Origin of the sequence: Frankia sp. CcI156 (assembly GCF_001983015.1) — a bacterium.
Taxonomy (GTDB): Bacteria; Actinomycetota; Actinomycetes; order Frankiales; family Frankiaceae; genus Frankia; species Frankia casuarinae.
Genome location: NZ_MOMD01000025.1, coordinates 1 through 18,067 on the forward strand (window position 1 = coordinate 1; position 18,067 = coordinate 18,067).

Below are 18,067 nucleotides of genomic sequence, written 5' to 3' on the forward strand. Positions count from 1 at the left end.
GAACGCGGCGATCAACATACTCGGGGCGGGGCTCGCCCTTCAGGTGGCGCAAGCTTCCTGAGAAGCTGACGCCTTTAGGCGTCAGAGGAGTCACGAAGTACGCGACGTGGGCGAGGGCGGTGCGGACACCGAGGTCGGCGCCCGGCATCCCGGATGCGACCGCGACCAGCGCCGCGTACGCGATACCGGCGGCGGTACCGGCCTGCACGGCGCTGCTCTTGCCGGTCAGGGCCTGCCGGGCGTCGGCCCGGTCGGTGTCGGTGGGCCGCAGATTCTCGGGCACCCCGGCGAGGGTGAACAGCTCGGCGGGCGGCACGGGCGTGGCACCCAGCTTGATCAGGTCGGGGTGGCTGGTGAACAGCGACTCGGGGTTCATGCCGCCACCGCCGGGGCCAGCGCGACGGCCGGGGCGAGGGTGACGCGCAGGGTCGGAGCGCACGGCCGCATCGGCACCTCACCGAGCCCGGCACGGGCGTAGTCCGCGCGAATCTGCTCCAGGTCGGGGGTGGTCTTCGCCGAGGCGACCCGCTCGACCTGCCAGCGGCCGTAGACGCCGTCGGGGAGCCGGTCGAGCAGCCGGCGGGCCTTCCGCTTGCCACGGTCCCCGGAGCGGGCCGCCTCACCCGCGAGGTCGAACGCGACCGCCGCCGCGTCGATCACCTCCAGCGGGGGCAGCTCGTCGACGGCGAACAGCACCGGCGACGCGGCCGGCGTCGGCTGGGCCGCGACCGGGGCGGTGGGGACGACCGGAGCCAGCTCGACAGCCGCCGGGAGCTCGGCCGGGCCGAGGCGGTCCAGCAGGCGGACAGCGGCGGCGCAGAGGGCACGCCGGGCGGCGCCAGCGAAACGCTGCCCGAAGGGGCGGCGAGTGGGAACGTAGAACACGCGGGTCCTTCCTGGTGCTGACAGGTGTGATCCGTAGGCCCCGGCCGGAGGGTGAGAGCTCCGGGCGGGGCCGCTCAAGTGGCACGCTACTAGAGAAGTCGTCTAGCATGCAACCCACTTACTGACGACTCGGCTACTAGACTTGCCACCTATGACAAAGGATCTTCGGCTCATGGCCGCAGCGGAGATCGCGCAGGCTCTCGGCCTGGGCTCCGCGCGGATCTACCAGATCATGAAGTCCGATCCGACGTTCCCGGAACCAATCGCGACTTTGCGCGTCGGCAAGATCTGGCTCGCCACGGACATCGAGGAGTGGATGCGGCGAACAGGGCGCGCACCAGCGAGACCCGCAGCCGAATCCGGCTGATCCACGGCACTGCACGTGCCGGCTGACGACCACGGTCTCAGCGCACATGAAGCGGGCCGACCAGGAGTTCGCAGCTCCCGACCGGCCCTTGATCGACAACCCTTGCCTGAGAAGGGCCATCAACCCGTGTCCTATCATGCCCGCGGCAGCCTGCCCGAAGGCGGCCAGACCCCCGACGACTCGACTGCACTCGCCTGTTGGGGCGCCTTGTGAGCTGGGGATGGGTCGCTGCCGCCTTCGACCTGCTTCCCGGGGAACTGCCCCCCGCTGAGCGGACGGTCGTGCTCATCCTCGCTGAGGATGCCCGCCGCGGTTCGCGGCGCTCTTCACCCGGCCTGCCCAAGCTCCTCGCCCGCTCGGGACTCAAGAGCCGCTCTCAGCTTGCCGCGGTCCTCGGCAAGCTCGCCGATCGTGGGCTGATCCGCCAGATCGAGCGCGCCAGACGGGGCCACGTCGCTGTCTATGAGCTGCTGTTCGACGAGGCGCGGTTCGAGGAGACGGCCGAAATGGGTCCGGCTGGCCGGACGCAGGCAAGCCCAGACAGTCCCACAGGCGAGGTAATTGCGTCCGGTGGGGCGGACGCAGACCGCGAGGATCACGACGGACTTGGGTCCGGTGGACCGGACGCAGACACGGAAGTTACCGGCGAGTTGCGTCCGGTCGGCCGCCGAATTGCGTCCGGTGGACCGGACCCCTCCCTTGCAAGCTCCCTGGAACTACAAGCAGCAGCAGAGCCCACCGACGACGAACCCGATCCGCCCACGCTCGACGCTGAGGAGCCGACCGACGCCGTCGAGGCGGACCCGTACGCCGACCTCGCCGGCCGCTTGGTCGTTGGCGAGCGGCTCCCCGCCTCCTGGCGCCCGGACATCGCCGCCGCCCTCGCCCGCGGCTGCGCCCCCGCGCAGATCGTCGATGCCTACCGGGCGCCCCTGTCCGGACCGGTCCGCAGCCCGGCCGCAGTGCGCCGACGCCGCATCCGTGACCTCGAACCCGCCCCGGCCGCCGCCAGCTCGGCCGTGACGCCGACGCCACCGAACCTGCGGAACATGTGCCGGCTTCACACACAGCCCGCGCCCTGCCCGGTGTGCGCCGACCACGCGGCCGACGCCAGCGGGCGGTCCGGGCCCGTTCTGGGCGCGCCACGGGCCGCAACGGGCGCTGCGCTGGCCTGCACCCGGTCACCGGCCACCGCGGACGCCATTGCCGCGCTCCGTGTGCGGCTTCCTCGGGGCCGCCGATGACGATCCCGGTCTGTGAATCAGACTGCGGCGGCCCGGCGCGTCCAATCCTCGCGGCTGATCGCGTACACGCCCTTCTCCGCGCCGTGGAGATGCTCGGTTCGCGCGAGGTGCATGCCGAGCCGTTCGGCGAGGCGGACCGACGCGGCGTTCTCGGCGCGGACGACGGACACGACCTCGGGCAGGTCGGGATGGGTGTCGAACGCCCAGGTGATCGCAGCGCTCGCCRCCTCGGTTCCATAGCCTCGCCCCCACCAGGGCCGGCCGATGAACCAGACCGTTTCGATGCCGGGCCAGCCCGGTTCGGACCACAGGCCCGCGCGGCCGACGAGCGTCCCGGTCGCGCGTTCGACGACGGACCACGGGCCGACACCCTCCAGCTCCCAGCAGCCGATGTTGGCGGCGAGGTTGTGCCACATGCCGTGCCGGTCGGTCGGGCCGCCGATGTACCGGGCGAACTCCGGATCGGCCCAGATCCCGGCGTAGGCGTCGAGATCGGCGCGGGCGATGGGCCGCAGGGTCAGCCGCTCGGTGGTGAGGGTGGGGATGGTGGTCACGACGCGCCGGTTCCCGCCGGCAGGGCCCGGTATGCCTCGACGTACGCGGCGACTTCGGGGAGCTGCCGGTGGTCAGCGCTGAACGCGCGTCCGAGGCTGCGGAGTTTCCCGCTGACGGTGTGGGTGGGAGACGGACTGTCGGCCAGCACGGTGCTCGCGATGCGCGCGGCCTCCTCGGGCTCAGGCCGGGTGCCGCGCAGGTGCGCGAGCGCGAGGGTCAGCGTTGCGTGGTGGGACTCCTCGGCCGAGTAGTCGCCACCGCGGCGCTGGTAGCCGTCCACGGCCATGGTCGCCCACCGTCGGGCCTCGTCCATGTCGCCAAGCGCGAGCGCGGCGCCGGCGCGGAACATCGCCACGCCGGCCGGGCCTACCGGGGTCGACCCGGGCCGGGGTGCGAACGTGTCCGCGGTCATCTCCATACGGTCGAGCGCCTCCCGGGCCGCAGGGATATCCCCTAGGGCGGTGTGGGTGCGCGCCTCGTATGCGGCGATCCGCGCGGTCATGTACGGATCGGAGATGTGCGCGACGGCCTGGAGGTCCGCGAGCGCCGGGGCGTACCGCCGCCGCCAGTAGGCAATGCTCGACCGCAGCGCGGCCACGGACAGGATGAGGACCGGGTCGCCGACCTCCGCGGCGTAGCGGCCGGCGAGGCCGGCGAAACGGCGAGCGGAGCGCATGTCGTTGGTGTTGAACGCCAGGCGGCCCAGGAAATACGTGAACTGGCCGCCGAGCAGGGTGATCCGTGGCCGCGCCTCGGGGGCGACGGGGCCGCCGAGGATCGTGGTGATCTGCCGCCAGCGGGCGCCGACCTCAGGCAGGAGAGAAGCGTGGGGGGCAGAGCCATAGACACAGGCGATCTCGTCCGCGTCCTCCTCCAGCTCGTCGAGCGTCGCCGCGGTCACCGCCTCGTCCATGCGTGTCTGCGCGGCAGCGGCCAGGGCCGACAGGGCGGTCAGTTCCACGAACTCGCGCCGGTCCGTACTCGTCTCCTCTCCTGGCCCCCGGCTATCCACTGTGGGGCCGAGAGAGAGACGGTGTCCACGATCCAATCTGATCTCGTCGGCGGTGCGTTCCATCACCGCGTCCTGCCAGAGGGCGATCAGCCGGCCGGCGGCATGGAGCTCCCGGTCCAAGYCCTCGATCACGTGCGGTGATGGGAGGAGCTTCGGGCTCCCATGCTGTTCACCTCGGACGGCRGCAGAGATGACCATCCGGCTGACGCCGATCTGGCGGGCCAGCTCGGACCGGTTCGTCCCAGTCTGTTTGATCAGCCGCTCGACTTCAGCAACGAACGTCGCCCGTGCCGGCGCCGCGACAGCCGTCATCGTCTCCCCGTCCTGCGCTGACGCGAGAGAGATGCCTCTCGCGCATGCGAGTTTCTCRCAGTCTGTACCAGATCTGCGCCGGAGGGTGTCATATCCACACCGGCGGATGTGCCAACTGCTGAGTGCGGGCTGGCGCGCCGAGCAGTCCCGTTCGCGGCGGTAACGCTGCGCCCCCGTGGGCAGAAGCCCACCTCACATCCCCATGGAGGAGCCTCGTGACCAACCCCGAGACCGGAACGATCATGATTGTTGACCTGCCGAGCCCGTACACCGCCGGCGAGCGCGCGGCGGTGATCATGGACATGATCCAGGAGCACCCGGAGTTCGACCGGCTGCGGTCGAGCACGCTGAAGTACCCGACGTGCTGGGCGACGTTCACCGGCTACCCRCTGATCGCCGAGTGGGACCTGGACGAAGACGGGCCGCACCTGTTCGTCGAGGGTCTGCGCACCATGGCGATGAAGGCGGCGGTCTACGAGCTCACCGGCGACGAGCGGGCGGCGGAACTGCTGGTCGCCGCGCCGGTGGACGAGATGGTGCACGCGCTGACCGCCCAGTTCACGATCCTCTCCCGGATCCAGGCCGATCTGCGGGTGACGTTCGTCCACTCGACCGACGCGGAGCGGTTCGACTACGACGTCGACGGCTACACCGACCAGATCTACCGGGCTGCCCGCTGGGGGGAGCTGCCCCGGCGCTACTGGCTCGGCAAGGCCGAGACCGCGCGCCGTCTCAACATCCTGTCCGAGCACTACGAGTCGATCGGGGTGCAGGCCGGCGGCCGGTCGCACTACTTCACCTTCGGCCGCTAGACCATCGCGGCGAGGGCGGCCCGCAGCGCGCCGACGACGACGTCCGCGGGGAAGCTGCGGGCCGCCTGCCGCTCCGCATCAGCGAGCACCGCATCCACCCGGCCCGGGCCGGCGTGGCGGACCAGCTCCGTCATCCACCCGGCCAACGCGCCGGCCTCGGCCGGCATCGGCCCCGCTGGGGCGGCCGGGGGCGTCCGCGCGGGCCACCCCTCACCCCCGGAGGCGTACCGGCCCGGCCGCACCCCGATCTTGTCCGGGTGGATGCACACCGGCACTCCGCTGGCCGTGTCCCGCCGGTAGCCGGCCGTCGAGTCGTACCGGCAGCCGGGCTGCGGCCCGTCCACCACATCGAACCGCCCCGGGTCGTGGAGCTGTCCGGGGCAGACCGCGCACAGCGCGTCCTCATCCCAGGGATGATCCATGACCTCGCTACCGGACCCCACCCGCCTATCATCGCCACCGCTGCGCAGGTCCGTGCTCACCCGGCCCCGGCCGCCGGTCATCGAGCACGCTCTCGGGATCGCCCGCGAATGGTGCGCCGGRCACATCATCGACAGCGCCCCGGCGCTCGGCCATGCCGTCCGCGTCGCGGTCACCCTCGGCCGGCACCTGCCCGACGCGCCGGCCGACCTGGTGGCCGCGGTGYTGCTGCACGACGTGCCCGACTACCGCGGATCGGCCTTGGTCGACAACGCCATCGAGGACCGGTGCGGCACCCGCACCCTGACGATGGTGTGGCTGATGTACGGCGAGCACATGGCGATGGACCTGTACGCCACCGCGCCGACACGGGCGCTGCGGCGCCTCGACCGGCTGCCTGATCTGGTCATGGCCGCCCTCACCGCCGACAAGATCGTCAGTATGGGTTATGTCCTGCGCGGCGCCGAACGCAGCACCGACCCGACCCGCTACTGGGCGGCCCGACACCCGTTCCTACGCCTCGTGCCGTACCTACGTGCCTTCCACAGCGCGACCGCGCAGCGCATACCCGAAACCCTCGGCGCCGAGCTGGACCAGCTCGTCACAGGCGCAGAGAAGGTCGCCGCGGCCCACTGACCGCCTGCCCGCCCGGGAGGCCGTCCACCCCGACGGCGGCGGGCAGGCCCCACAACACAGGGAGAGATCATGTCCCGGCAGGCCACCGCGCCGGCCACCCCGGACGCCCCGACGATCCTGGTCGGCCGCTCGGGTGCCGAGGTCGTCATCCGCTACGACTACGCCGGCACCGGTGGCGACCTGCGGCTGCCGCTGGTGATCTGGGTTGGTCTGGCCAAGGTCACCACCGCCGGCCGTCTCGCCACGCTCGGCGAGGAATGGACGGCGTGGTCGTCATCCGGCGGCCGCTCGCGGCGGGACGGCGGCGAGGTGGTGCACGGCTACGGCTACCTCCACCAGCGGGAGGCCCGGCTCCCCGCGCCGGTGTGGCGGGCACTCTCCGCCGCGATCCACGCCGGCACGCTCGACCAGCTACCCGCGCTCGACGCTCAGGAACTCSCCGTCCGAGCCGTCGAGCAGATCCCGCTCATCACCGCCAGTGCCACCGGCGCCTGAGCCGGCCCATCGTCACCGGGGGGTTCCATGCGCACCATCGACATGATCCCAACCGTCCGGCTCGCGGCCGGGCTGGCCTGGGCGGACAACCGGGCCCGGCCCGGCGGCGGCTGGATCCGCCCGCAGACCCTCGCCGACCGGCTCCAGGCCCCTCGCGAGCAGGTAGCCGCCTGGATGGCCACCCTCACCACTGTGGGCATCATGGCCGAGCAGCGCACCGGCGCAGGGAGGGCCTACCGGTTCGCCCCCCGGCGGGACGTGCCACCGCTGGTGCGCCGTCCGGTGGACGCGGTCCGCCGCCGGGAGCTGTGGGCCGCGCTCACCGCCGCGCAGACCTCCGGGCCGGCGAGCACCGAACGGATCGCCCGCGTCCTGGACGCGGAGACAGGTCGGGTGGACCGGGAGGAGCTGGCACTGCGCCTCGCCACGCTCGCCGCCCGGCGCATTCTCGCCGTGGACGCGGGCTGCTGGCGGTACACCACCGCCGGTGCGGCGGCCTCGACCGCCGCACTCGCCCGGCCCCTCGACTCGGCCGACGGCTGGTCGGCGATCGCCGCCACCCGCCCGCCCGTTTTCGGGGCGGTGGACATGGACGACGTTGCCCACCGGCTCGGCCTGAGCATGCCGCGGCTCCGGATCTGGTGCCAGGAGCAGGAGGACGCCGGACTCCTGCGGCAGTTAGTCGGCGGCGGATGGGCGGTCACCGATATGGGCCGTACGCGCATCCCAGCCACACCCGTGGCAGCGGCGGCCTAACAAATACTTACCTTGGAGGTGCACATGCCCCACACCGAGATGCTGTGGCTGGAGATCACCGGACGCTGCCAGCTTGCCTGCTCCCACTGCTACGCCGAGTCCGGGCCGACTGCCGGCCACGGGACGATGACCGTCGACGACTGGCACAAGGTCATCGACGACGCGGCCGGGCTCGGCGTCCGCCAGGTAGCGATGATCGGCGGCGAACCGACGCTGCACCCGGCGCTGCCCGACCTGGTCGGCTACGCCCTCGCCGCCGGCCTGACCGTGGAGATCTTCAGCAACCTGGTGCGGGTGCCCGCCGAGCTGTGGCCGACGCTGATGYGCCTCGGGGTGCGGCTGGCCACCAGCTACTATGCGGCCAGCGCGGCTGACCACGACCGGGTCACCGGCCGCGCCGGTTCCCACGCCCTGACCCGGGCGAACCTCATCGAGGTGCTGCGCCGCTCCATCCCCCTGCGGGTCGGCATCGTCGGTGGCGGCGACGCCGCCGACCGGGCGCACTCGGATCTGCTCGGCCTCGGCGTGACGAACATCCGCCGGGACGTGGTCCGCGCGTTCGGCCGGGCGGCCGGCCACGACGGGGCCACGGCGGGCGGCTGCGGACACTGCGGGCTCGGCCGGGCCGCGGTCCTGCCGGACGGCAGGATCACGCCGTGCGTGATGAGCCGCGGCCTCGACGGCGGTAACGTCCGGGACACCCCGCTGGCCGGTCTGCTGGCCGGGAAGCAGTGGCAGGCCGCGGTGGAATCGGTCCCGCGGTCCCGGATGGGCCCGTGCGATCCGGACAGCGACCATGAGAGATGTGGGCCGGTGCATCCCGAGCCGGACCCGAACTGATGGCCGAGCCGTGGCGGGCGCACGCCCGCACCCTGGCCGACGAGATCAGCCATCCCGGATCCCGCTGGTATCCGGTCGTCGCCGACATCCCACGGCACGAGTTCGTGCCCGCGTGGTGGGTGCGAACCGAGAACGGGTGGGACCTGCGCCGCGGCCCGATCGCCGATGTCTACGCCGCCCACCGGTCGCTCGTCACGAGAGTCGGCAAGAACCACGCCGATCACGCCGCCGAGGGCGACAGGCCGATGGGCATGCCGACGTCGTCGGCCACGATGCCTGCGCTGGCCCTGCGCATGTACCAGCACGCCCAACTGGCCGAGGGCCTGAACATCCTGGACGTCGGCACCGGCTCCGGGTACGGGGCGGCGCTACTCGCCCGCCGTTACGACGACCAGCGCATCACCACGATCGACGTCGACCCGTACCTGGTCGCCGCCGCCGCGGACCGCCTCGCCGCCCTCGACCTGCACCCCACCRCCCTGACCGTGGATGCCACCGGTCCGCTGCCCGGCCAGTACGACCGGATCGTCTCCATGGTCTCGGTCCCGTCCATCCCGACGAGCTGGCTGGACGCACTACGCCCGGGGGGGCGGCTGGTCGCCACGATCACCGGCACCTACATGGTCATCACCGTGACGAGCACCCCACGCGGCCGCGTGGGCATGGTCGAGTTCACGCCGGCCGCGTTCATGCGCACCCGCACCGGTGATGACTACCCGCCGAACGCGGTCGACAGCGACCGGCTTGACGAGGCCGACGGCGAGGAGGTGACCACCGGCCGATACCCGGTCGTGGACGTCGCCGAGGCGTGGGAGCTGTCGGCCATGATCGCCCTGGCCGTGCCGGGGGTACGGCACGGCTACCGCAGGGAGGCCGACGGCCGGCACACGGCGATCATGGCCCATTCGGACGGGTCGTGGGCRCGGGCTACCGCGGTCGGCGCCGATCTGCCGACGGTTCACCAGGGCGGGCCGCGCCGACTCTGGGACATTCTCGACGACGTCCGCGACGACTGGCTCCGCCTCGGATACGCCCCGCACCTCGGCGCCAACGCCCGGATCGCCGACGACGGCAGCATCCGGCTCTCCCACGGAGCCTGGACGGCAACCGTGCGCGCCGAATAGGGCGAGAACCTGCTACCAAGTTGCGGCCCAGTGCTCCGGCCTTCAGGCCGGGGGTGAAGGGCCGCGCGGGAAGGCCGCCTCGCGGCCTGAGCGTGCCCTAAACCGGGCGGGTCTGCTCTTCGATGTACCGGCGGAGCACCTCCAGCGGCGCGCCACCGACCGACCCGGCGAAGTACGACCCGGACCAGAGCCGGTTCGCCCGCCAGTAGTGCCGGGCCAGCTCGGGGAACTCCTGGCGCATCCGGCGCGACGACACGCCCTTGAGGCTGTTCACCAGCTTCGACAGGGCGACCTTGGGTGGGAAGTTGACCAGCAGGTGGACATGGTCATGTTCGCCGTTGAACTCGACGAGTTCGGTCTCGAAGTCGACGCACACCGCCCGCATGATCTCTTCCAGTCGGGTGAGGTGCTGATCGTCAAACACCCGATGCCGATACTTCGTGACGAAAACCAAGTGGGCGTGCAGGGCGAAAACGCAGTGCCTGCCAGTGCGAACGTTGAGATCGGTGGCCATAAACCAAGGGTAAACTGGGGGTGTGCAGCTTCGGTACAGCTTCCGGCTCCACCCGACGGCGGGTCAGCGTGCGTCGCTGGCACAGGCGTTCGGGTGCGCCCGGGTCGTGTACAACGACGGCCTGCGCGCCCGGGAGGATGCGCGGGCGGCGGGGCTGCCGTTCCCGAAGACGGGGGACCTGTCGAAGCTGCTGATCACCGAGGCGAAGAAGAGCCCGGAACGGGCTTGGCTCGCAGAGGTGTCCGCGGTGGTGTTGCAGCAGTCGCTGCGCGACCTCGATACGGCCTATCGGAACTTCTTCGACGGGCTGGCCGGGAAACGGCCCCGGATGGGCGCGCCGCGGTTCAAGTCCAAGCGGGACACCCGCCAGTCGGTCAGGTTCACCGCCAACGCCCGCTGGTCGGTCACCACGGGCGGGAAGCTGCGCCTACCGAAGATCGGCGATGTTCCGGTCCGCTGGTCGCGCAGGTTGCCGTCGGCACCGTCGTCGGTGACGGTGATCCGGGACAGCGCAGGCCGGTACTTCGCGAGCTTCGTCGTCGAGGCGGGACAGGTGGACAGCCCGGCGGAGACGACCACCGAGGTCGGTATCGACCTGGGACTCGGCCACTTCGCGGTCCTCTCCGACGGGAGGAAAATCGACTCCCCGCGGTTCCTGCGCCGCACGGAGAAACGTCTCCGCCGGGTGCAACGCGACCTGTCCCGGAAGAAGAAGGGCTCGAAGAACAGGGCCAAGGCTCGGTTGAAGGTCGCCCGGGAGCATGCGCGGGTCGCCGACGCGCGCCGCGAGTTCCATCACCAGCTCTCCACCCGGCTGATCCGCGAGAATCAAGCGGTCGCCGTCGAGGACTTGGCGGTCAACGGGCTCGCGCGCACGCGGTTGGCGAAGTCGGTGCACGACGCCGGCTGGTCGGCGTTCGTCGCCATGCTGGAGTACAAGGCCGCCCGGTACGGCCGGACGTTCGTCMGGATCGGACGGTTCGAGCCGACGTCGCAGGTCTGTTCGGCCTGCGGGGTGAAGGACGGCCCGAAACCGCTGGCGGTCCGGGAGTGGACGTGCCAGGCGTGCGGGTCGGTGTTGGACAGGGATGTGAACGCGGCGGTCAACGTCGCGAAGGCGGCCGGACTGGCCGTGTCTGCCCGTGGAGCGCAGGTAAGACCGGCATCCGTGCCGGCACCGCGCGACGAAGCGGGAACCCACCCGAAGCTCACCCCCACCGGGGCGTAGCAGACGGGAATCTCCGCCCTTCAGGGCGGAGAGGAAGTCAACGTCCCAGACCCGGCCGTCCGGGCCCACGAGGATCGGGACGTGCATGCAGTGCCGGGCGATCCAGCCGAGCCGCTCGCGGTCGCGTGTGACGAGGTCTGCGATCTCGTCGGCCCAGGTCCATGGCCGGTCGTGTGMCCCGGGTCGCCAGCGGGCCATGATCTCGTAGGCGGTGAGGGTCTCGGGCGCGGGTGTGGGTTGGGGTCGGCGGCGCGGCCGGAACAGGGCGATCACGCCGTCGCTCCGCTGCGGCATCCGTAGGGCGAGCATCCGTCCGGGTCGCCTTCCTCGTCGAGGGTGTCGAAGATGGTGGGCTGGTAGAGCGCGATCCACTCGGCGCGGGTCAGCTTGTCGATCGGCGCCTGATCGAGCGGCATCCGGGAGCGGTCGAGGTGCTCGTACACGGCCCGCGGCTCCCAGCCGGTGTCGGCGAAGATCGCCGCATCCGGTCGCGGTAGCGCGGCCTCGACGGCGAGGAGCGCGAGCGTGGTGCTCTGGATGCCAGCGCCGAGGGACAGGACGCGGATGGTGGGCTCGCTCATCCGGCCACCTCCGGGGGGTTGCAGCGGCGGGTGGTGCCCTCGGTGGCGCTCACCGGGCACCACCCTCAGCGGCGTGCGGGCACAACCACCCGTGCCGCCGCTCGTAAGAAGCCCCCGCAGGCTGATAAGCGTGACACCGCAGCTCCGGGCACTTCCACGCCGGACCCTCCACCGGCGCGCTGTCCGGGCCGAACGGCTGCCGGTAGATGTGCCACCAGTCCATGTCGTCTGGGTCGGTCACCGTCATGTCGCCGTCGACGACCTCAGCGCCCTCGATCAGCTCATGGTCCTCCTGGAGATCCGCGGTCGCGTACTCGTCTTCGACCCACACCAGGTAGCGAATGGTGGTCTCCGCGATGACCGGCCGGCGGCGGGTCCCGTCGTCATCGTCACCGAGGCCGTCGAGGAGCTGCTCAAGCTCCCAGTCGCCGTCGCGGAGGATTACCCGCTCGGCGGCGGTGGAGGCGCTCACCGGGCGCCCCTTCTGCGTGTGCCTGAGGGGTGCCCGAGGCGGCGCGGGCGAGACGACCGGGGCACGTTACTGCACTGGTCAGACCATAGATGCTGGCGCGCATAACAGATCCTGGTCTGGGAGATGCACAGCTCGCTGGGGAAGTGACTCCTMCGCCGGCTAAAGCCGGCGGCTTCTCAAGCCGCCTGAGCGTCAGCTTGAAGGGCAAGCCCTGCCCTGAGAATGTTGATCGCCGCGTTCTCGTCGGCGTGCGCCGAGTGCCCGCACCTCACGCAGCGGAACTCGGCCTGCGAGGGACGGTTCTCCTTCGCGACGTGCCCGCACTCGGCGCACCGCTGGGAGGTGTGGCGGGCGTTCACCTCAACAACCGTCCGCCCGGCGCTTTCAGCCTTGGCACGCAGCACACCAATCCAGCCATCAGGACATCACCCACCGTCGCCCATCAGGCCACACGCAGACCCCAGCCAGCACCACCGGCACCGATCAACAACGGGACTTCCGAATACTTACGTCCCGGGAGCGGAGGTGGTGCGACAGCTCACCGTGCAGCGGGTGGAAAATCTTCTCAAGGAGACCACAGTCGAGYCCGAGGACAACTTCCTGGACCTGGAGGGCCTCTCCCATCGCGAACACACCGCACCGCCGCTCGGGACGCTCCCGCCGCGCTCCGTTTCCGCTCACGGCTGGTAAGTGCCCGACCTATTTTCGGTGAACATCGCTCCCCGCGACGGGCAGCATGCCCAGTATGTTGCGACCCACCCGCAGCTCCGATCGAGTCAGCCRCGAGCGCGAGGCTGTGCACAGCGTTCTGGACGAGGCACTCGTCTGCCACGTCGGCCTGGTCGTACACGGGCAGCCGCATGTCCTGCCCACGATGCACGTCCGCGCCGACGATCTTGTGTACGTGCACGCCTCCAGCGCGGCAAGGCTGGCCATTCTGGCGAGATCCGCGCCGATCCGGATGTGTATGACCGTATCGCTTCTCGACGGCGTTGTCCTGGCTCGTTCCGCTTTCCATCATTCACTGAACTATCGTTCGGTGGTGATCCACGCCGATGCCCGTCTGGTCCGGGACGACGAGGAGAAGACGCGGGCGCTGGCCATGCTGGTGGATCGCGTCGGGGCCGGGCGTTCGGACCAGTGCCGCCACGATCACGACCCCGCCAGCCGGAGATTGGCGAACGTCTTCACCAAGGAGGAACTCATCCACCTCGCTGCCATGAGCCCCCGCCGGACGGGATCGTCGCCCACGATTCCCTCCCACCACAGTCGAGCGACTCACCGTGGGGAGGGTCCCACCAACCCTGCGGAACATGCGTTCGAGGCCGGCCGTGGTTCGATCATTTCGATCCTTATCTGGCATCGTTCCTGGTCAGTTGCCGCGTCCCGACCGGGCGGACGGTGATTTCAGGGCCTTCGACCAAGACCGATCGGTTCTTCTGCTGCCGTGTCAGGTCCACCCTTTTTCTGATCATGATCTTGGCCTGGGTGAATACGGTTCGCGATCTGTCGCTTGAGATCCAGCACTGTGGAACGGTGCTGGTCACGGCCTCGCGAGTTGGTTCGAGTCCCGGCTGGACGACCATGTTGCGATCACGCGAACGGCGTCCGATCAGCCGAGGTGTTGAGCGGTGGCTACTTCGGAGGACAGCCACGGTAGCCGCGGGCAGCTGCTGGGGCCACGGCAAGAGTGTGCAGGGCACCCTGTTCGCCGACGGCCCGGGCAGCGACGAAGGGAACGGTCACGTCCAGTTGCCGTCCAGCATGCCGATGGCACCGGCCGGGAGTCGCCGTTCACGTCAGGCGGCAGGACCATGCTCTTCGCCCTGAACCACTTCATGTCGGTGGTCTCCTTGGCGGACCTCCCCGATTCGGCGGTGATCATGGTTGACGCGTCCCGCGCACGGCTGTTCGGCAACCTCGACGAGTTGGCGGCAACCTCGACGAGTTGGCGGCTACCTCAACGAGTTGGCGGCTACCTCGCGGCTGGTKGTGCACCGCCCGGCCGGCAGCAGGCACCCCCGGGTGCCGGAGGCCGTGTACCCCATCGACTATGGCTACCTGGAGGGCGCCGTGGCCGCGGACGGTGACGGTGACGGCGTGGGCGTCTTCCGCGGCAGTGCTGTCGGTGCTGGCGTGGTGGGATTCTTCGTGACGGCGGATCCGGGCACGTGTGACGTGGAGGTCAAGGTTTTGATCGACTGCACCGGCGGCGAGATCGACCGGGTGCGGGGCTGCTCGACGACGTCCTGGGTATCGGGGGCCTGCTCGTGCGGCTGACGTCGACCATGAGGTTTCCTGCCTGTCTGGCTCGCTCCGTCCGTCACGCGGGGTTGATGCCGTACCACTGCGACTGGGCGAAGATCTCCTCCGTTGACGGCACCGGCGCGTCCGGGCCGGGCATGTCAAGGCCGGGCGCGGGGTCGCCGATGGCGACGACCAGGTCCGCGAACGAGGCGGGCGCGTTGATCAGCAGGGTGCGGGCAGGCTGGTCGGCGTTGACGAAGCGGTGCGGGACCCCCCGCGGCAGGAAGAGCAGCGAGCCGGGCCCGGCCTCCCACGCGTCGTCGCCGCAGTGCACCTCCAGGTGCCCGTCGATCAGGAAGAACACCTCGTCGGAGTCGCGGTGCACGTGTGGCGGGGGCGCGTAGCCGGGCGGAACGCGGTGGTCGACGATGTCGAGGTTGCCGGTGGTGACCGAGCCCATCACCTTGGTCAGGCTGAGGGTGYCGAGCCAGTGATAGGGGTTGCCCTCATCCGGGCCAAGGACGTAGCCGCGCGTCGCGGGCTGCGTCGCCGGCTGCGTCGCCGGGCTGGCGGTGTGCGGGGTGAAGCTCATCGTTCCTCCTCGGTCGTTCAGATCCRGTCGTTGAACAGGGTGATGGCCGCGGCGAGCCGCTCGGGCTCTTCCTCGGGCAGGAAATGCCCGGCGCCGTCGAGGATGGACGTGCTAAGGCGCGAGGCCACCGGCGGCAGCATCCGGCCGACCTGCTGGCCCAGGCCCCGTTCGCCGCCCACGGCGAGGACGGGGACGGGGGTCGGGTGTACGAGCAGCGGCTCGGTTTGCGCGATGCTGGCGAACGCGGCGCGGTAGACGCCCATGGAGCCGAGTACCCCGGCCGGCCMGGAGAAGGTGCGCAGGTATTCGGCCACCGTGGCCTCGTCGAACGCACGGGGCGCTCCCGCCGGGCCGTCGTAGAACCAGCGCAGGAAGGCTTCCTCACGCCCCACGATCAGTGCCTGCGRCACTCCCGGGGCCAGCGGCAAGATCCACCACCACATGGACCCTGTGGTCATGGTGCCCGGGGCGTAGGCCAGGACGTCCCGCAACGGGCCGCCGAGCATGGTGGGCGCCTCGGCGTAGACCAGGCCTCGGGTCTCTTCTGGGTGGCTGGCGGCCCACAGCAGGGCCGGGGGCGCCCCCATGTCGTGCCCGACGTGCAGGATGGGCCGRCCGGCGCCGAACCCGCTGCGGGCGGTCAGGGCGCGGACCTGCTCGGCCAGCGCGCGTGCGCTGTAGGGATCGGTGCCGCCCGGCTTGTCGCTGTCGCCGTAGCCGAGCATGTCGATGACGAGGACGCGCATTCCGGCGTCGGCCAGGGCGGGGGCGACCCCGCGCCAGGCGTAGCCGGTGGCGAGGAAGCCATGCCACAGCAGCACCGGGGTCCCGTCGTCTGGGCCGCCGGTCCAGTAGTGCAGGCGGTGGCCGCCGACCCGGGCGTATTCCGATCGCAAGCCGCGGATCGGCGGCGCCGGGTCGGCCGGGGCCCCCAGGCTCGGCGTGCTTGTCGGTTCCTGAACCACTGCTCCTCCTCTCGCGTTACTGAGTTCCTGTACGCCTCCGAGCGTACTACAAGGTCTTGTGAAATCAAGATGCTGTAATATCAACGTGTGATTACTACAAGGTGCTTGGGCTATAGTGACGCCATGGCAGGTCAGGCAGGTCAGGCAGGTCAGGCAGGTCAGGCAGGTCAGGCAGGTCAGGCAGGTCAGGCAGGTCAGGCAGGTCAGGCAGGTCAGGCAGGTCAGGCAGGTCAGGCAGGTCAGGCAGGTCAGGCAGGTCAGGCAGGTCAGGAGGACCGTTGGGAGCACTGGCTCGTGCACTTGCTGTGGGCCGTCTCGATCCGCACGTCGCTGCTGGGAGAAGCCGCGCTCGGGGACAGTCCGCTCTCGCTGGCCAGCCTGGGAATGCTGGAGAATCTCAACGCGCGCCCGGGCCTCACCATCGCCGAGCTCAGCCGGCGCGCACCACAGACCCAGCAGGCGCTGAGCCAGATCGCCGCGCGGCTGGAAAAGCTCGGCTGCATCGAGCGCAAGCTGGTTCCCGGCAGCCGCGGCATCGGCCTGTACCTCACTGACGCGGGCGCCCGCGCCCGCGTCAGTGCCCACGAGACGGTTGAGGCATTCGAGGCGCATATTGCCGACGCCCTGGGCACCGACCGGTATCAGCGTCTGATCGAGTCGCTCGCGGCGGCGCAGCCGATCATCCGGGCGCTGAAGCCTGAGCCCGCCGCAGCCGTCGAGGCAACCTAGCCATCCCACGGCTCCAACTGTTAAGCGGCGATCTTGTCCGGACCGTTCCCGGCGGCGGTACGGCGGATCATCTACCCGACGAACCCGCACACAGAGAACCTGACAGCACCCGCGCCGCTATGACGACCTGGCGCGCGTGGCGGTGGTCGCCGCGGCCACCGCCACCCCGCCCGGGCCCGCCGTCACCTGGACTCATGCGGCGATCGCCGCCCAGGTCGCGGGCACCGTCTTCGCCCCGATATCCGCCTCTCAGGTCGGCAGGATCCTGGCCGGCCTGGATCTCAAGCCGCACAAGGTGACCGGATGGCTCACCCGCCACCGTGCCGACGGGGGCGGATCGCCAGTGCCGAGGTGGTGAACAATTGGCAGCATGGGCGACCAGCGAGATCCCGGCAGGCGGGAGCGACCTCGGCCAGACCGGGCGACCACCGGGGAGGCCGATCCACCGAACCCGGTCGAGCCACCGCCTCCGGCCGGACGGGCACATCCCGTCGCACCACCGCCTCCGGCGGATCCGCCGCGTCCCCTCGATCTCAACGCCGACCTCGGCGAGGGTTTCGGGGTCTGGCGCCTCACCGAGGACGAGGCCCTACTYGACCTGGTCACCAGCGCCAACATCGCCTGCGGGTTCCATGCCGGCGACCCCGCGACGATGCGGCGGAYGTGCGAGCAGGCGGTCCGCTGCGGAGTCCGCATCGGCGCCCAGGTCAGCTACCGCGACCTCGCCGGCTTCGGTCGTCGCCGCATCGACATGGACCCCGACGATCTACGTGACGACGTCCTCTATCAGCTCGGCGCGCTGGACGCCTTCGCCCGGACGGCCGGCGACCGGGTTCGCTACGTCAAGCCGCACGGCGCCCTCTACAACGCCATCGTCACCGACGAGGAGCAGGCGCAGGCCGTCGTCGAGGCCATCCGCTGCTACGACGCGACGCTGCCGGTCCTGGGCCTGCCCGGATCGGCGTGGTTGCGGCGCGCGAGCGAGGCCGGCCTGACCGCGGTCGGCGAGGCGTTCGCCGACCGCGACTACACGGCCGCGGGCACTCTGGTCTCCCGGCGCACGGCCGGCGCCGTCCTGCACGATCCCGACGTCATCGTCGCGCGCGGCGTGCGGATGGCGATCAAGGGCGTGGTCGTCAGCCAGCAGGGCACACCGGTGGACGTCGGCGCCCGCTCTCTCTGCGTGCACGGGGACACGCCGGGCGCGGTCGAGATGGTCAGACGGCTGCGCCAAGCCCTGTTCGACGCGGGTGTCCCCCTGATCCCGTTCAGCTGAGAGGA

Annotated in this window: 24 protein-coding genes and 2 pseudogenes; 15 read left to right on the forward strand and 11 right to left on the reverse strand. The window is 70.8% G+C overall.

Features of this window, described 5'->3' with window-relative positions:
• Both CcI156_RS11150 and CcI156_RS11155 read right to left on the reverse strand, forming a co-directional pair.
• Window positions 1-376, reverse strand: a 376-nt coding sequence (locus CcI156_RS11150; protein ID WP_139341480.1) for a hypothetical protein, incomplete at its 3' end; no start/stop codon positions are given.
• Complete coding sequence (locus tag CcI156_RS11155) at window positions 373-885, reverse strand: hypothetical protein (protein WP_023840835.1); 513 nt, start codon at window positions 883-885, stop codon at window positions 373-375. The genes CcI156_RS11150 and CcI156_RS11155, both read right to left, overlap by 4 nt.
• Before the next feature lie 172 nt (window positions 886-1,057).
• Here CcI156_RS11155 and CcI156_RS11160 point away from each other — a divergent pair, with 172 nt between their 5' ends.
• Together CcI156_RS11160 and CcI156_RS11165 are read left to right on the forward strand one after the other, a co-directional pair.
• On the forward strand, window positions 1,058-1,252 hold the full coding sequence (locus CcI156_RS11160) for an AlpA family phage regulatory protein (RefSeq protein WP_023840834.1): 195 nt from the start codon (window positions 1,058-1,060) through the stop codon (window positions 1,250-1,252).
• Window positions 1,253-1,461: 209 nt separating this feature from the next.
• Window positions 1,462-2,496 (forward strand): hypothetical protein, encoded by a 1,035-nt coding sequence (locus tag CcI156_RS11165; protein ID WP_023840833.1) that lies wholly within the window; start codon window positions 1,462-1,464, stop codon window positions 2,494-2,496.
• Between the two features lie 17 nt (window positions 2,497-2,513).
• On the opposite strand, the gene CcI156_RS11170 is transcribed toward CcI156_RS11165, so the two are convergent.
• Both CcI156_RS11170 and CcI156_RS11175 read right to left on the reverse strand, forming a co-directional pair.
• Complete coding sequence (locus CcI156_RS11170; protein ID WP_076805552.1) at window positions 2,514-3,050, reverse strand: GNAT family N-acetyltransferase; 537 nt, start codon at window positions 3,048-3,050, stop codon at window positions 2,514-2,516.
• Window positions 3,047-4,375, reverse strand: coding sequence for a hypothetical protein (locus tag CcI156_RS11175; protein WP_076805555.1), 1,329 nt, complete (start codon window positions 4,373-4,375; stop codon window positions 3,047-3,049). Before CcI156_RS11175 ends, CcI156_RS11170 begins: the two co-directional genes overlap by 4 nt.
• A gap of 242 nt (window positions 4,376-4,617) precedes the next feature.
• On the opposite strand from CcI156_RS11175, the gene CcI156_RS11180 reads away from it, so the two are divergent.
• Entirely contained in the window at window positions 4,618-5,187 is a 570-nt protein-coding gene (locus CcI156_RS11180) for a hypothetical protein (protein ID WP_035911164.1), read from the forward strand.
• On the opposite strand, the gene CcI156_RS11185 is transcribed toward CcI156_RS11180, so the two are convergent.
• Window positions 5,184-5,630 (reverse strand): hypothetical protein, encoded by a 447-nt coding sequence (locus CcI156_RS11185; RefSeq protein WP_232235046.1) that lies wholly within the window; start codon window positions 5,628-5,630, stop codon window positions 5,184-5,186. The two genes, CcI156_RS11180 and CcI156_RS11185, sit on opposite strands and share 4 nt — an antisense overlap.
• Between CcI156_RS11185 and CcI156_RS11190 the strand changes: the two genes are divergently transcribed.
• From CcI156_RS11190 to CcI156_RS11210, 5 genes are all read left to right on the forward strand, one after another.
• Window positions 5,608-6,243, forward strand: a complete 636-nt coding sequence (locus CcI156_RS11190) for a hypothetical protein (RefSeq protein WP_051868806.1) — start codon at window positions 5,608-5,610, stop codon at window positions 6,241-6,243. The genes CcI156_RS11185 and CcI156_RS11190 overlap by 23 nt on opposite strands.
• Window positions 6,244-6,312: 69 nt before the next feature.
• Window positions 6,313-6,738: a hypothetical protein gene (locus tag CcI156_RS11195; protein ID WP_076805557.1), complete on the forward strand. Its 426-nt coding sequence runs from the start codon at window positions 6,313-6,315 to the stop codon at window positions 6,736-6,738.
• Window positions 6,739-6,765: 27 nt separating this feature from the next.
• Window positions 6,766-7,494 carry a hypothetical protein gene (locus tag CcI156_RS11200; RefSeq protein WP_023840826.1) on the forward strand — a complete coding sequence of 243 codons (729 nt, stop codon included), beginning with the start codon at window positions 6,766-6,768 and terminating at the stop codon, window positions 7,492-7,494.
• Between the two features lie 24 nt (window positions 7,495-7,518).
• Entirely contained in the window at window positions 7,519-8,334 is an 816-nt protein-coding gene (locus CcI156_RS11205) for a radical SAM protein (RefSeq protein ID WP_076805627.1), read from the forward strand.
• Window positions 8,298-9,458: a methyltransferase domain-containing protein gene (locus tag CcI156_RS11210; RefSeq protein ID WP_254847377.1), complete on the forward strand. Its 1,161-nt coding sequence runs from the start codon at window positions 8,298-8,300 to the stop codon at window positions 9,456-9,458. The genes CcI156_RS11205 and CcI156_RS11210 overlap by 37 nt, the downstream gene beginning before the upstream one ends.
• Window positions 9,459-9,555: 97 nt before the next feature.
• On the opposite strand, the gene tnpA is transcribed toward CcI156_RS11210, so the two are convergent.
• Window positions 9,556-9,972 (reverse strand): IS200/IS605 family transposase, encoded by a 417-nt coding sequence (gene tnpA / locus CcI156_RS11215; protein WP_023840823.1) that lies wholly within the window; start codon window positions 9,970-9,972, stop codon window positions 9,556-9,558.
• A 22-nt stretch (window positions 9,973-9,994) separates the two neighbouring features.
• Between tnpA and CcI156_RS11220 the strand changes: the two genes are divergently transcribed.
• The gene (locus CcI156_RS11220; RefSeq protein WP_023840822.1) at window positions 9,995-11,200 is read left to right on the forward strand and encodes an RNA-guided endonuclease TnpB family protein; all 1,206 of its coding nucleotides are present in this window, start codon (window positions 9,995-9,997) and stop codon (window positions 11,198-11,200) included.
• Between the two features lie 392 nt (window positions 11,201-11,592).
• Here CcI156_RS11220 and CcI156_RS27720 read toward each other — a convergent pair.
• The 3 genes and pseudogenes from CcI156_RS27720 to CcI156_RS11235 form a co-directional block, all read right to left on the reverse strand.
• Window positions 11,593-11,781 (reverse strand): annotated as a pseudogene (locus CcI156_RS27720) (hypothetical protein); the annotation flags it as partial.
• A 49-nt stretch (window positions 11,782-11,830) separates the two neighbouring features.
• Entirely contained in the window at window positions 11,831-12,253 is a 423-nt protein-coding gene (locus tag CcI156_RS11230) for a hypothetical protein (protein ID WP_023840820.1), read from the reverse strand.
• A gap of 176 nt (window positions 12,254-12,429) precedes the next feature.
• Window positions 12,430-12,660 (reverse strand): annotated as a pseudogene (locus CcI156_RS11235) (zinc ribbon domain-containing protein); the annotation flags it as partial.
• Window positions 12,661-12,781: 121 nt separating this feature from the next.
• Between CcI156_RS11235 and CcI156_RS25610 the strand changes: the two are divergent.
• The 3 genes from CcI156_RS25610 to CcI156_RS11250 all read left to right on the forward strand — a co-directional run bounded on the left by CcI156_RS25610 (window position 12,782) and on the right by CcI156_RS11250 (window position 14,533).
• The gene (locus CcI156_RS25610) at window positions 12,782-12,943 is read left to right on the forward strand and encodes a hypothetical protein (protein ID WP_175637573.1); all 162 of its coding nucleotides are present in this window, start codon (window positions 12,782-12,784) and stop codon (window positions 12,941-12,943) included.
• A 106-nt stretch (window positions 12,944-13,049) separates the two neighbouring features.
• Entirely contained in the window at window positions 13,050-13,658 is a 609-nt protein-coding gene (locus CcI156_RS11240; protein ID WP_023840817.1) for a pyridoxamine 5'-phosphate oxidase family protein, read from the forward strand.
• Between the two features lie 620 nt (window positions 13,659-14,278).
• Window positions 14,279-14,533 (forward strand): hypothetical protein, encoded by a 255-nt coding sequence (locus tag CcI156_RS11250; RefSeq protein ID WP_023840816.1) that lies wholly within the window; start codon window positions 14,279-14,281, stop codon window positions 14,531-14,533.
• Between the two features lie 43 nt (window positions 14,534-14,576).
• Here CcI156_RS11250 and CcI156_RS11255 read toward each other — a convergent pair whose 3' ends face one another.
• Complete coding sequence (locus tag CcI156_RS11255) at window positions 14,577-15,092, reverse strand: cupin domain-containing protein (protein WP_076805561.1); 516 nt, start codon at window positions 15,090-15,092, stop codon at window positions 14,577-14,579.
• A 17-nt stretch (window positions 15,093-15,109) separates the two neighbouring features.
• Window positions 15,110-16,345 carry an alpha/beta fold hydrolase gene (locus tag CcI156_RS11260; protein ID WP_083718448.1) on the reverse strand — a complete coding sequence of 412 codons (1,236 nt, stop codon included), beginning with the start codon at window positions 16,343-16,345 and terminating at the stop codon, window positions 15,110-15,112.
• A 6-nt stretch (window positions 16,346-16,351) separates the two neighbouring features.
• On the opposite strand from CcI156_RS11260, the gene CcI156_RS24040 reads away from it, so the two are divergent.
• The 3 genes from CcI156_RS24040 (at window position 16,352) to CcI156_RS11280 (ending at window position 18,062) form a co-directional block, all read left to right on the forward strand.
• Complete coding sequence (locus CcI156_RS24040; protein ID WP_023840814.1) at window positions 16,352-16,786, forward strand: MarR family winged helix-turn-helix transcriptional regulator; 435 nt, start codon at window positions 16,352-16,354, stop codon at window positions 16,784-16,786.
• 136 nt (window positions 16,787-16,922) lie between these two features.
• Window positions 16,923-17,144: a hypothetical protein gene (locus CcI156_RS11275; protein ID WP_023840813.1), complete on the forward strand. Its 222-nt coding sequence runs from the start codon at window positions 16,923-16,925 to the stop codon at window positions 17,142-17,144.
• A gap of 12 nt (window positions 17,145-17,156) precedes the next feature.
• The gene (locus CcI156_RS11280) at window positions 17,157-18,062 is read left to right on the forward strand and encodes a LamB/YcsF family protein (RefSeq protein ID WP_076805565.1); all 906 of its coding nucleotides are present in this window, start codon (window positions 17,157-17,159) and stop codon (window positions 18,060-18,062) included.
• Window positions 18,063-18,067: the final 5 nt, after the last annotated feature.